The sequence below is a fragment of the Fluviicoccus sp. genome (assembly GCF_030646115.1).
Classification (GTDB): domain Bacteria; phylum Pseudomonadota; class Gammaproteobacteria; order Pseudomonadales; family Moraxellaceae; genus Fluviicoccus.
The window spans coordinates 1-12,754 of the sequence record NZ_JAUSMX010000015.1; the positions used below are offsets into that span (position 1 = coordinate 1).

The following is a 12,754-nucleotide window of genomic DNA, read 5'->3' on the forward strand; positions in this document are numbered from 1 at the left end:
TTTTCTAAGCTGCCTACGCGGCAGTGAACTACAGCCTTTTGATTCTACCACTCTAATTTTTAAAGAAAAAACAGCGCCCCACGTCCAAAGCCCTTTATTAGAGCCTAGTACGTAAGTCGCTGTTTTAATTGAGGTCGCTACAGACTCTCAAAAAATGGTCAAAACCAGGGGACGGTTGCCGTGCTGCTTAAGCCATAACAACCGAACTCCCCTGCCCTTGCCACATCCACTAAAGGACCATGCTCAATGAATAAGCGGAAATGCTGACCGGTGCTGACACTGCGCAATGAAACGAAAGGCAGAGTCAACTGTTCTCCCGCATCATCCGGGAAACGGGCACGCAACTCCGCCTCACCGACCTCGTGTCGTTTCATATACCGCCGCCGCAATCGCTCCGGATTACTCTGCGCTTGTACACGCCGCACCACCCGATATTTCACATTTGCAGGGACAGGCTCAATTTTCCCCACGCAAACATGATCCCTCATCCCGGTCAGCCAGTCCGAACCCATCAAAACATCCAGTTGTTCAGCAGAACCATGCAGGCGCAGTTTGTCACCCAGATAGGGCCGATCCGACCCGGCATCAGGAAAACTGACACCAATACGGTTATTCCCGGTCTGCACCAAAGCACGGTGCAACTTGCTGAACAAGGCATTCATCAACTGGCTGGGCACAAACTCCGGATCGGGGCGCAAGCCAATCTCCAGAAAATAGTCCATGGCTTAATCCTTTTCACTTTCGCCAAATACACCGCCCCGGATCAGGTTCGCCATGACGTAGTGCTGCTGTTCCGCCGCAGGCACCTTGTCTTTCAGCACCCAGCTATCCAGAAGGTTGTAGAAATCCAGCTTTTCCTTAGGCTGGCGATAGGCCTTCCCCTGTGAAGTAACCGAGCCGTACGGTTCCACCGCAATCGGCCCCAAGCCCGCCTCATCCGGATACCAGGTATCAATGGTGCGCAAGGCGTTGCCGATTTTTTGCGAGTGCATTGCCGCCACATCGCCCACAGTATAGAGCGTCTTGCTCTTCTGCCCTTTCTTGTCACCGCGATCCAGAATCAGTTCCTGCGACGGAAAAACCTCTTGGCCATCACCGGCGCGGACATAAGCCACAACTTCCAGCAAGGCATAGGCCTGACCTGATAGACCCGCCTCAATCACCTGTGCCAGTTCATTCAGCGCTGCCGCAGAAGCCGCAGGGGCGGCAAAGTCACGCAAGGAAAAGTCCAGTGCATTGAATGTCCAGTGCTTTGCCGCCTGGCCGTTTTGCAATTGGCGTACTTGCACCTCAACAGCTTCAGCACCAACCCGGTTGCGCCACAAGAACCGGCCGTTCGCCAGATTGATGGCATAGCGGCGCGCCAGTTCGGCAAAGCCAAGGCCTTGTGCATAGCTCTGCACGGTTTCCAGCAGCTTGTGCTGATAGTCACTGTTATTACAAGCCGAAGGCGTTCCCGCCCCACCCAGAATCCGCAGGGTGAAACGGACTTTCAAGGTATCGGCATCGCTTGGCAGCATGGCGACATCAACCGTTTGCAGATTAGGCGACTGGATCGAAGCATCCAGCTTGGCCGGGTCCTGATCCTTCGTTTTCAGCCGGTTGGAAATGGTGCCGCGCACCGATTTCTCCCGCACAACTACGGCAGGCCATGTCTTGCCCGCATTACGGTCATCCCATTGGCCCGCGCTGAACAAGGCATCGGAGGGATCCAGCTTGCGTTCAAACGCGAGGACGGAAGCGGTTTTCAGGTCTTTCGAATCGGTCTTAGCCATGATGAGCATCCTTTTGATCAACAGCGGAAATGGTGGGTTTTACAGCAAAGGGTTGTTGGACGAGATAGCGACCGGCGTCCGGTTCGGCTTGATGGAACCAGAGCAGTTGTCGCAAGTCGTCGATGCGATGCGGGCTGCGCCACTCGCCCAGGCTGAGGACGCTTTCCACAAAACGGAACGGCGTTTCAGCATCACGGGTGTTTTTAACGATGCCTGCGGGGTACAGTTCAGAGAGCGCGGCATAGCCGACGGGCAAAGGCACCAGCCAGCCGTTCTTGGAGCGGATGGACCATTTGCCTTGCAATGGTTCGTCATGCTTTTCCGGATTGGCGGGAAGCGCTTCGCACTCGAAATTCAAACGCGAGAAATCGAGCAGCGCGTCCAGTGAAGTTGCACCGGTTGGTAGCTCGGCCAAGCGCGTTTTCAGCAGATCATCCCGCTGGATCAGGGCGAAGCCGGGCAGCAGGTGATGACGGTACTGTCGACTTACAGACTTCATATCCGCCGTGGTTTCAGGCCAGCTGATCAAGGTGGCGGGAGGGCGGCCGTAGGTAAGCGTTACCGGCAGGATGCTGCCGCCCGCCAGCCGCATGGCGCAGGCGTGGCCATACAACCGGCTTGCCAGCCATTCCGCGTTGTTCTCGTCGCTGGCACAGGAAGCCGCTTCTTCGCCATAGACGCCGATGACCAGCGTCACTTCGAGATGCGCCCGCCCCTCTTCCACAATCGCGGCGGTCTTGCCGTCTTTATCCACCGGGTTGCGGGTCAAGGCAAAAACCTGCGTCCGTTTGCCAGCCGGGGTATAGGTCTGCGGCTCAAAGCGGTGGCAAACGATACCCGCACCATCCAGCACCAGATCATGCAAGTCCTCCAGTTCGGGATCTTTGGCGACTCGCAAACCAAGGGCATGCACAAAACCGGTAAACGCACTCGGTGGCGGAAATCCCCAGGTTAATGGACTGGATACCGCGTTGGCGTTTTGCACCCGCAGGCGCAGTAATAACAAGGCTTGAGGTGATTTCTTCATGATCACATCTCCAACCGGAACAGGCTGACTTCCTGCTCAAGATCACGTTGCCATTGCAGCGTTTCGGCTTCGCCCATGGGGGTTCGATCCGTACTGATCACCGCATTCAGCCAATTACCAAAACGGCGGGCGATTTCCTCCGGCCAATCCTTCCACTCATATTCCTTCCTGAAGTCGTCATCAGAAAAGCGGCGGTTCGGGTCCAGCCACAAAGCCTCACTGCGATCCAGCCGGCATCCCGCTTCTGCACTCCAGCCCGCAGGAAGTTCCAACAGCTCAAACGAAAACAGGAATACTTCATCGACAATCCGGGCCACCAGATCGGCGCGCTGTTGGCGGATGTTGATGTTGGTGTAATCGCCTGTCTTTTTGAGGAATTCCCGCAAGCTGCGCGTCAACTCCCGGATAGACCTGCGCTGAAATAACCACTTGTCGAAGACGGTCGCTACTGTTGTTGGCGGCTTGAGGTCATTGGTGTGCCAGATGGGGGGCAACGAAGCCAACAGCCAGTTTTCACCATTACGCTCTGCGTTTAATTGACTAACATTTTGAGTATTTGACCCTCCAAAATTCTGAATCACCAGATCTGGATACTCCTTGAATCCTTGGGGAACAAATAGACCCAGTTTACGTGCCTCCCGGGATGCTTTGGCTGTCTCACCAAACCGGTCCTCTCTCATTTGCCAGTAAACGTGGTTTATTAGAGATGTTGGAAACAGTGGCGCCAACAGATGATAGCCGCCATCTGTTAACGGAAAAAAAATCTGTTTGGCAAGTGTGTTGCTCATTGGTTGGCTTTCACCCACCGTAATGCCAGCAAATGCCTTCATCCAACTTTCAGCCTTAGTCTGATCATCAGACAGTGCAGCCCTAACAGCATCGTCACCTTCAATTATCCGATGAAGTAAGCTTTTTCCCTTATGCTCCAGTTTTAAGAATTTATACACATCTAAAGCGGCAGCATTCCCAACAACATCATCGGTAAATACACCCTTCAGACAAGCACTAGAAACCAGATCAAATCCCAGAGAACAGGGCAATTCAGATACAAACAAGCTCGTTGCCTGCTTTTTTGGGCTAACAGGCTTCAGATCAGGATGTGTAAATTTGGGAGTATGAGTTGCCATCTGTATTTGGCTTACTCGAAGTGCTGCACTTGCCAGCCAAGACTCAGGCTGAAATTTATCCTCATTCTTCAGTCTTTCCTCGACATCTTCTGGTTTCAGGCTATCGAGTTTTACCTGTTTCCTTTCGTGGATAAAGGCGTGGATGACTTGCCGCCATTGGGCAGCGTCATTCTGGTGTGAGGCATCTGACTCCATTTCAATCTCCTTTGATTTGCCTTCTAGCGATCAACATTCAAGGACTAAGTTCTCCCCCGAATTAATACACTGCTTTTAACGATGGAAATACCCCTTATCACATCGGAGCGACGATTTGTGTCGCGGTTCTCAATACCGCCTCCTGAACCCCAATCCCTCATGGTACTTCCACCCTTTCGTCTCCTCCCCCTCCGCAAGCGACACCACCCCAAACCGCTCCGCACAGCGCAGTAACGGCATATCCTTCTCCGCCGCCAACGCCACCAGCGCATCCAGATAACCCTGCTGCCGCCATAACCCCACGCCCGGCCCAAACACCGGCTCCATAGCTTCCAGAAAACTCGTGCCTAAAGGAGTCCAGCGATTCAGCTTTTCCTCATAACGACAAATTCCACACTGCTCAGCCTCTTCATCCGGCATCAACCCATACAACCGTTCCGGTTGACTGGCTCGAAAACGCGGATTCCCCTGTAACCACCCACTCAAATGCGCTGGTGTCTCCCACCAAGCAGACGCCGGAAAGATCACAGCCTCCTTGCCCCGCAAATCATTCAGCATCAACGCCCGCAAACGGACATGCTCAAGATCAACCAGGCTGTCTTCAGGCTGCAATTCAGCACGCTCCTGAATACGTGGCGCGGCATTGATGCACCGCCACTCTTCCTCACGTAGCAAGTGATGCAGATCATGGCTGCCCAGCAAATACCCCTCATGCTCAAAACCGGGATGGCAGTAGGTTGCTTTACCCACCCCCTTTTCCAGGCTTTTGATATTGGTATTGAGCAGATACAGATTGGTCACGTTATAGACTTCAGGGCGATGCCGCCGAATCCGCCCCGCTAACTGGATGACCGATCGCATGGATGACGGCTCAACAATTGCCCAGTCATAGTCATGGTCACGCCCCACTTCCGCCACCGGACTCGCCAGCACCACAAACAAATGGTTTAGCTCAGGATACTGATCCAAAGGCTCACGAACCGCCGGATGATCAAGCACGGCAACCGGACTTTGCCGCTTGAGCACCCGGTCCAGCATCGCCTCAATATTGGAGCGCAGCAGCAAGGGATAACGCGAGTGATAGACACACAGATGTATCCGAGTATCCGCTGGCGCACCTTGGGCCAGCAGTGCCTGCGCCACATCAATCAACGGATCGATATTGGCCATGCGGACAAGGCCGAAACTAACCCGTTTACCTGTTTTCGGATCAGCCATGCCGTTGTGTTGATGCAATACCTGCATGGGTGCCAGCAGGTGTTCCGCCCATTGCCGGGAAATATCCTGGCGCGACTTGCCCAGCGGGGGCAGATCGTGAATCTGCGCGATGCGGCGCTGGTCGGCAGTTTTCAGCTTGCTCAAACGCTTCAGCACAAAACCCTCATGCGCCTGTTTGAAATCTGCGGCCTCCATATGATCACTGGCCTGACTGCTGAATTCATCAAACCACGCACAGCAGATGTTCAACGCCAGTCCGGGAATTCCCCGGTTTTGCTGATAACTGCGCCGCCCTTCCTTGTACGCATTGAACAACCCTTCCACCAACGCTGGCGGCAAGGTGGCAGAGGACAACAACACCCGACTGCCCAGCATTCCCGCCCAGAACACCAGCCGGCTCAGCGCGGGCAAATCACTCAGGTCAAAATCATCCGGCTCGTCCAGCACCAGATCCGAAGTCATCAAACGAAGCATCGGGGCAATCTGGTGGCCGCCACGCGTGCTTTCGGTGGCGGGAATCAGGTGATCAATCGTGCAGGTCAAAATCGGCGCGCACAGCAGCTTGTTCGCCGCAGGATTCTGCTTCAGCCAGTCACTCAACCCGCCTTCCGGCAAACTGCTCTCGTAAGACACATAACTGTTGTCGGGAATCAGCGCCTCGGCGGACTCTGAACCGCGCATTTGCGGCGTCAGCCCTGCTGCCGAATCAGACGCATTCTGTTGCCGCTCGAAAAGCTCCCGCACCGCTGCACCGCCCACCAGCACCGCCAGGTCATCGTCGCCGATTTCCAGCAAATCCCGGTACGCCTGCCCGGTTTGCAGGGTCAGGGTGCGCAACCCTAGTGCGATGGAAAAGCGTGCGCCGCGTTGCGGGTCGGCCAGCGCATACATGATACGCCCGTTGGCCAACGTCTTGCCGCAGCCGGTGGATGCCATGTTGATGCCGAAAAAGCCGTGATCCTGTGAGCGAGCCTGCACAGATTCGGCGACATCAAAAGCCTTGTCCTGCCAGCGGAAACGCGCATCCGCCGAACGGCGGCGAAACCCCTTGTGCCGGCACAGGCGCGGCAGGTTTGTATCCAACCGTGGCAATACGCCCGAGATACGCCGCGCATGGTCATCCACCCCCAGCAGGTGATTGTCCAACGGCTGCTTGAGCTTGCCTTCCTTGTCGGTATTGGCATAGGCGGGAAAAGTCTTGTCGCCCCATTTGGGATTGACGGGCAGGCTGGAGTAATGATGATCCGCCAGCATCAGAGTCAACCGTGCGAGATGCAGGGCATAGGGGTTATGCAGCCAGCTTCCGGTCAGCAGCGATTTCCGGGCATGCATGGCAGCTGCGCAATGAGCGGCTTTTTGACGCCAGGCCTCGCTGGCAAAGGGCAGGTTTTTGGCTTCGACTTTCCAACAGTCTTTCGCGCTCTTTTCATCCGGACGGGAGCCACACCACGCAGAAGAAATCTCGCCGGGTAACCTGTTCAACAGCAGTGTCGTTGGCTTGGTCTGGTCGTTAACCGGCAACCGGTGGTGGGTCACAATCAACCACCCGACTGCTTGCGCCAGCGGGGGTAGTTGCCTGAATGGATTCTGCGGCGGCCTTTCACCCGGCTTGCTTTCTCCATCTTTTGCCACAGCATCGAGCCAGCGCAAATCCGCCTTGCCAGCGCCAAGGGAGGCTAATCCTTGTAACCATGCTGCATCGCCAACTTTGTCGCCAAACGACAGCACAAAGGCCTCAAACAGGCGCAAAGACACCCATTCATGCCGGTAGGCATCAGCAATCGCGGTCGCCTTCTTCAGCTTGTCCTGAAAGGCTTTGTTGGCTTTGCCGAAGTCGTGCCAAAGTGCGGCCATCCGAGCCAACAACTTGATATCCTCAGCGGTATGCCAGTCGTTTTCATCCTGCGCACGCAACACATCGCGCGTCGTTGTATTGGTGGGAACCGCACCCTGCTCGTTGAACTGACTGGCATCACCGACGATCCACATCAATTCGCTGTGATCCAACCCGCGAATCCAGTGGCATGCCACCGCTGTATTCTTGCGCGCCGTCTTTTTCAGTAGCTTCCGCAGGGTATCCACCCCCTGTTGAGTGATTGGCGTCTGCCACGTCCGTTCGCCACGCCGCTCGGCAAACTGATCCAGAATCCGCCGTGTTTCAGTTAATGCCCGTTTTGAACATTGGGACACCAGCAAAATATTCATGCCGGTTTCCCCACGGTCTGCGCAATCGTCTTCAGGCTGTCGATCATGAAATCGAGCGACTCGGTACGGTTCAGGTTGTCCGTGCAGGCATTTCGGAAGGCTTGCGCATCATCACCGCGCATGGCGGAAATGAAGGCCTGCGGCAAAACCACCGCGTCCTTGACCAGATCGGCCACATCAAAGACCAACGCCCCGCGCCGGGTTTTACCATGCAAAACCGCCAGCCCGTGCGGCAGGCCCAGCACCCAGCAGGCGCTGGCCGCCAATCCATAGGCCAGATAATTGCCATGATCCAGAAACCGGTTGGCCGGATCGCCGCCAGAGCCATTTTTCGCTCGGATGAAGTCGCCGTATTTGACCGCCTGCGCAGCCAAGGCAAACAAGGCTTTGCTAAGCCGGGCTTCTTCCGTCAACAATGAGGCATTATCCGGCTGAAGTTCAATCCGAGCGGAGGACTGCCCCAGAACATCCTCAAGCCGGGCTTTATCCACCAGAAAACCGGCATCCCGCAAGGGCCGGCTTTTCAACCATTGTTCACGAATCTGACCCAGCCGCAGTTGCTGCAACTGTTTGGCGGCTTGCAAGCGCAGGGCATCATCGAACCAGAACTTGACCCATGGTTGCAAGTATTCCGTCGGCCGGTATTCGCTTTGGGGTGTGAACCAGGCTACGTCAAAATCTGTTTCATTGGCGCTGAAAAGCGGCGTTCCATTGCCCCCGCAGAATCCGACCAACACCCCGGCCTTGGCCAACTCGCGCATGGCTGCTTGTGTCACGGAAGTTCCCGTGCCTAATAAAACCGTCGTCGTGTTAGCAATCGGGATATTCCAGTAAGCCGATCGCTTGCCTTCGTCCGTCACGAATTCGACGCGGCCGCCATTCAATAAAACCCGGCAATGTTCCAAGTAATAAAGATTGGCGCGTTTTGAATGGAGAATGGTCTTGAGGTCGGAGGGGGAAAACTCATCCATGATGAAGACTCATGCCAGCGGAAGATGCTTGATCTAAGCACATGACGCGCTTCGCTTCCACGCAAATGACAATACAAGCGACGCAAACCGTCGCCATCAAACAAAGGGCTAATCCGTATCCTGAAATTGCCCTATTACTTCCGCCAGTTCCTCCGCCGGATACTCAGCCAAGGACGTGATGATCGGCGCAAATATCCCTCATTTCCGATGCCGACACGCCAACCATCCCAGCCGCCTGCACCAACCCGATACGCCCATCCCGAAGCAGCATCAGCCTCGGGTGAATAAACGGCTTTCCTTGCCAATGTCGACCTCCCTCAGCAACCCCAACTCCACCAGCGCCTTCAAATAGCGTAAAGGCGTCTGCCGCATGGCTACCCCGCATCTTCTACATTTCCAATCCGGCAATACGGTCCCTCACCCGCCCGTCACCAACCCCTTCACACTCACCTGCACCTTCCCCCAGTCCACCGCCAGCGCCCGGCACCCCCCGCAAGGATTCACCTGCACCCACGCCTGCACCGCCTCAATACGCGCCTGCGTTTCCGGATGCGACGACAACCACCCCGGCCCTTCACCCGGGCTCGCCTCCTTCAACCGCGTCAGCATCTGCACCATGCCCTGACCGGGAATCCCGGCCTGCTGCATCACCCTCACACCGTCCAGATCCGCCCGCGACTCCAGATCACGGCCAAAAGCCATGGCCCCCGCCTGATGCGCCATCACCGTAATCATCGCACTGGCGTCGCCCAGCACCACCATCAGCACCGCCGCAATGCCCACACTGTTCAGCATGCCCTTCAGCGAATGGCGCTGCTCCACATGCTGCACCTCATGCGCCAGCACCGCCGCCAATTCATCGGCGGAACGGGTCGCCTCCAGCAGCCCCCGGTTCACCACCACAATACCGCCTGGCAGCGCAAAGGCGTTCACCTGCTTGTCCGCACTCACCAGCCAGCGGTATTTGTAGACGGAGCCCTGGGTCAGCTTGCCGCCAATCTGCTTCATGGCTTCCACCGCCGGGCCCTTGTCCACCAGATCGCCTTCGCCCTGCAGACTCTTCAGCGCCGCCTCGCCCAACTGCAACTCGGTTTCCGGTGACACATGGGAAGCCACCCAACCGAGGGCGGCGTCATATTTCCACCACAACAGCCCCGCCGACAACACCAGCAGGGCGGCGCCCGCCGCCACCCCGCGCAGCACCCAGGTTTGCGCGCCGGTATGCCGACGCCATTGCCGCAGCGACGCCTTCAGCGTCTCGGGAGCCTCCTTCATGAAGGCCTCCCGCCCGGCAGCGCCTTCCGGATGCACCGTCCAGCGTCCGTCAGGGTCTTCCCAGGTCAGGAACAGCTCGTCGTGGTCAAAACCGCCCACACTGACCGACACCTGCGTCAGGGTCGGCCGGCGCTCCGGCGCCTGCAGCACCCGAAGGTGGCCGCCGTCCAGCAAAACCTGCACCGGCTGGCCCGCCACCGGCAAACCCGGGCCATACAGACGCGCCGGAATCATGGCTGGGCCTCTCCTCCGCCGCCGGCAACCAGCGACAGGATCACGATAAAGATGATGAAGCCCAGATACAGCTTGCCGGTGATGCCTCCCGAACGGCCGCCCACGGCGCTGCCGAACAGCGCACCGCTCAGGCGTGTCATCGGCATCGACTGCAACCACACCTTGCCCGGCCCGGTCAGCGTGGCGTGGAACAGGCCCTCGCCGCCAAACAGGGCAGTCTTGACCTTGCCCGCATATTTGATGTCATAGCGCACGGAAGGCGTCAGCGCCACCAGGCAGCCCGTATCCACGCGCAGCGCCTGGCCCGGTTCCAGATCCAGCTCGGTCAGGGTGCCAGAGGCATGCACAAAGGCCACACCCTGTCCGTTCAGGCGCTGCATGATGAAGCCCTCACCGCCGAAGAAACCGACACGCAAGCGTTTCTGCCACGCCAGATTCACTTCCACGCCCTGCTCCGCTGCCAGGTACGCACCTTTCTGGCAAATCAGTTCACCCCCCATGCGGCCCAGATGCACCGGCAATATGCGGCCCGGCCCCGGTGCGGCAAACGCCACCCGCTGCGGCCGGGAGCCCTTGGCGGTATAACGGCTGCTGAACAGCGCTTCGCCGGTAAAGCTGCGCTTGACGGCCTTGAAGAAGCGGCCGATCAATCCGAAAGACGAGGCGGCGCCGTCGCCCAGCACCGTGTCAATCACCACATCGGCATCCACGTACATCATGGCGCCCTGCTCGCCAATCACCTGCGCGCCGGGTTGCAAGGTCACCTCGACAAACTGCAGGTCCTCACCCTTCACCACATAGCTCATGCGCTCACCGGACACCGGCTGCCCCTCATCCTTATTCAACGAAACATTCATCACCGCACTCCTTTACTGAACATCAATTTGTCTGCAATCAATCCGGCCGCCTCAGGGCTGCCGGGACATCCGCCATTTCCAGGGCTGGGTCGCGCCAATGCTGACCCCCGCCAATCCCAACATCACGCTCAAGGTCAGCGGTTCGCCCAGCAGCGGCACCGCCAGCGTTGCCCCCAGCACCGGCGCCAGCGCCAGGAACGCCCCGGTCGTAAACGGCCCCAGCCGCCGCTGCGCCTCAATAAAACTCAGCATCGCCACAATCACCACCAGAATGCCCTGGAACAGTGACTGGGTGATGATGGTTGGCCAGCTGGCCGCATCCAGGCCGGAGGGCAGGAACGCCGCATACACCGGCATGAACACCAGCGCCGACAGCAAGGCCACACCCATCGTCGCTTCCAGCGGCGGCGTTTGCCAGCGCTTCAGCAAGGCCCCGTAAAAACCCCAGCAGCAGGAGGCGGCAATGAAGCATACCTCCCCCCAACCCAGCTTGCCCGCCTCGTGATGCATTTCCCCCCACGCCATGGAGCCAATGCCCGCCGCGATGAACGTCAGGGTAATCCAGCGGTCGCGGGTCATGCGTTCGCCCAGCACCAGATAGGTCGCCACCGCCGTCCAGAACGGCAGAATGCCCGACAACAGCACCGCCCCGTGCGACGCCGGGGCGCGCTCAAACCCGGCATAGGCCAACCCGGCATACCCCAGCCCGCCCAGCATGGCCAGCGTCAAAAAGCGCAGGGTGAAATAGTGCTTCACGCCCCGCACCACCACCACCGGCAGCAACACCAGCGCAGCCGTGCCGAATCGCAGTGCGGTAATGTCCCACGGCGTCAGTTCGCTTTTGCCGCCCAAGCGGGAAATGAGGATGAAACTGGTCCAGACACACAGCGTGAACAGCAGGATGCCGTAACTCATCACGCGCGATTGCGAAGAGAACACGGGGAACACTCGGGAGGGGATGAGGGGGGAGTATAACTGAAACCGGGAACGGGGAATCCCCTCTCCCCTTGTGGGAGAGGGTTAGGGTGGGGGGTGCGGAAAGTCACCTGAACACACCTTCAGTTCAAGCACCGCCGCCGCACCCCTCTCCCCAGCCCTCTCCCACAAGGGGAGAGGGTGTTTTCAGCGCGTGCGCTGCCGGTACGCCTCATACAGCACAATGCCGGTGGCGACGCTGACATTCAGGCTTTGCACGGTGCCGACCATGGGGATGAAGGCCAGTTCGTCGCAGTTTTCGCGGGTCAGGCGGCGCATGCCGGTGCCTTCCGCGCCCATGACAATGGCCATGGGGCCGGTCAGCTTGATTTCGTAAAGTGACTTGGCTTCCGGGGTCAGCGTGGTGCCTACGCGCCACACGCCCGCATCCGCCAGTTGGCCCAGCGTGCGCGCCAGGTTGGTCACCTGGAAGAACGGCAGTATCTCGGCCGCGCCGGACGCGGTCTTGCGCGCCACCGGGCTTAAACCGGCGGCGCGGTCTTTCGGGGCCACCACACCATGCACGCCCACCGCTTCCGCCGTGCGCATGCAGGCGCCCAGATTGTGCGGGTCGGTGATGTTGTCCAGCACCAGCAGCAATGGCGGCACCTGCAAGCCTTCCACCATCATCAGCAACTCGCTTTCATCCTGCACCGGCAGGGGCCGGGTGCGCGCCGCCACGCCCTGATGCTGCGGGCTGCCGGTCATCTGGTCCAGCTTGTCACGGCTGGTGACTTGCAGCGAGATACCGTGTTTGCGGGTCAGGTTTTCAATGACGTGCAGGCGGTTATCGTCCCGCGTCAGCTGGATGAACACTTCCAGCACCGACTCGGGGTGCTGGTGCAGCAGGGCCTCCATGGTATGGATGCCGTAAACCAGTTCGTGTTTGGCCATG

Annotated in this window: 11 protein-coding genes; all 11 read right to left on the reverse strand. The window is 58.2% G+C overall.

Going from position 1 to position 12,754, the window contains the following annotated elements; all coding sequences use genetic code 11:
* Positions 1-158: 158 nt before the first annotated feature.
* Positions 159-722 carry a type I-F CRISPR-associated endoribonuclease Cas6/Csy4 gene (gene cas6f / locus Q7T36_RS10460; protein WP_304847729.1) on the reverse strand — a complete coding sequence of 188 codons (564 nt, stop codon included), beginning with the start codon at positions 720-722 and terminating at the stop codon, positions 159-161.
* Positions 723-725: 3 nt separating this feature from the next.
* Positions 726-1,775, reverse strand: coding sequence for a type I-F CRISPR-associated protein Csy3 (csy3, locus tag Q7T36_RS10465; RefSeq protein WP_304847732.1), 1,050 nt, complete (start codon positions 1,773-1,775; stop codon positions 726-728).
* Positions 1,768-2,802 carry a type I-F CRISPR-associated protein Csy2 gene (csy2, locus tag Q7T36_RS10470; protein ID WP_304847735.1) on the reverse strand — a complete coding sequence of 345 codons (1,035 nt, stop codon included), beginning with the start codon at positions 2,800-2,802 and terminating at the stop codon, positions 1,768-1,770. The genes csy3 and csy2 overlap by 8 nt, the downstream gene beginning before the upstream one ends.
* 2 nt (positions 2,803-2,804) lie before the next feature.
* Entirely contained in the window at positions 2,805-4,124 is a 1,320-nt protein-coding gene (gene csy1 / locus Q7T36_RS10475) for a type I-F CRISPR-associated protein Csy1 (protein WP_304847737.1), read from the reverse strand.
* Positions 4,125-4,253: 129 nt separating this feature from the next.
* Entirely contained in the window at positions 4,254-7,547 is a 3,294-nt protein-coding gene (gene cas3f, locus Q7T36_RS10480; protein ID WP_304847739.1) for a type I-F CRISPR-associated helicase Cas3f, read from the reverse strand.
* A complete protein-coding gene (gene cas1f, locus Q7T36_RS10485; protein WP_304847742.1) occupies positions 7,544-8,518 on the reverse strand; it encodes a type I-F CRISPR-associated endonuclease Cas1f in 975 nt (324 codons plus the stop codon). The genes cas3f and cas1f overlap by 4 nt, the downstream gene beginning before the upstream one ends.
* Positions 8,519-8,788: 270 nt before the next feature.
* Positions 8,789-8,890, reverse strand: coding sequence for a hypothetical protein (locus Q7T36_RS17995; RefSeq protein WP_370690101.1), 102 nt, complete (start codon positions 8,888-8,890; stop codon positions 8,789-8,791).
* A gap of 45 nt (positions 8,891-8,935) precedes the next feature.
* Positions 8,936-10,027 carry a M48 family metalloprotease gene (locus Q7T36_RS10490; RefSeq protein ID WP_304847744.1) on the reverse strand — a complete coding sequence of 364 codons (1,092 nt, stop codon included), beginning with the start codon at positions 10,025-10,027 and terminating at the stop codon, positions 8,936-8,938.
* The gene (locus Q7T36_RS10495) at positions 10,024-10,884 is read right to left on the reverse strand and encodes a TIGR00266 family protein (RefSeq protein WP_304847746.1); all 861 of its coding nucleotides are present in this window, start codon (positions 10,882-10,884) and stop codon (positions 10,024-10,026) included. The genes Q7T36_RS10490 and Q7T36_RS10495 overlap by 4 nt, the downstream gene beginning before the upstream one ends.
* A 51-nt stretch (positions 10,885-10,935) precedes the next feature.
* On the reverse strand, positions 10,936-11,823 hold the full coding sequence (locus Q7T36_RS10500; protein ID WP_304847749.1) for a DMT family transporter: 888 nt from the start codon (positions 11,821-11,823) through the stop codon (positions 10,936-10,938).
* Positions 11,824-12,006: 183 nt separating this feature from the next.
* Positions 12,007-12,753, reverse strand: coding sequence for a 23S rRNA (guanosine(2251)-2'-O)-methyltransferase RlmB (gene rlmB / locus Q7T36_RS10505; RefSeq protein ID WP_304847752.1), 747 nt, complete (start codon positions 12,751-12,753; stop codon positions 12,007-12,009).
* Between the last annotated feature and the right edge of the window lies 1 nt (position 12,754).

Coding starts and splice junctions, on each gene's coding strand:
- cas6f (WP_304847729.1), bottom strand. CDS start 722: ATGGACTATTTTCTGGAGATTGGCTTGCGCCCCGATCCGGAGTTTGTG.
- csy3 (WP_304847732.1), bottom strand. CDS start 1,775: ATGGCTAAGACCGATTCGAAAGACCTGAAAACCGCTTCCGTCCTCGCG.
- csy2 (WP_304847735.1), bottom strand. CDS start 2,802: ATGAAGAAATCACCTCAAGCCTTGTTATTACTGCGCCTGCGGGTGCAA.
- csy1 (WP_304847737.1), bottom strand. CDS start 4,124: ATGGAGTCAGATGCCTCACACCAGAATGACGCTGCCCAATGGCGGCAA.
- cas3f (WP_304847739.1), bottom strand. CDS start 7,547: ATGAATATTTTGCTGGTGTCCCAATGTTCAAAACGGGCATTAACTGAA.
- cas1f (WP_304847742.1), bottom strand. CDS start 8,518: ATGGATGAGTTTTCCCCCTCCGACCTCAAGACCATTCTCCATTCAAAA.
- Q7T36_RS17995 (WP_370690101.1), bottom strand. CDS start 8,890: ATGCGGCAGACGCCTTTACGCTATTTGAAGGCGCTGGTGGAGTTGGGG.
- Q7T36_RS10490 (WP_304847744.1), bottom strand. CDS start 10,027: ATGATTCCGGCGCGTCTGTATGGCCCGGGTTTGCCGGTGGCGGGCCAG.
- Q7T36_RS10495 (WP_304847746.1), bottom strand. CDS start 10,884: ATGAATGTTTCGTTGAATAAGGATGAGGGGCAGCCGGTGTCCGGTGAG.
- rlmB (WP_304847752.1), bottom strand. CDS start 12,753: ATGGCCAAACACGAACTGGTTTACGGCATCCATACCATGGAGGCCCTG.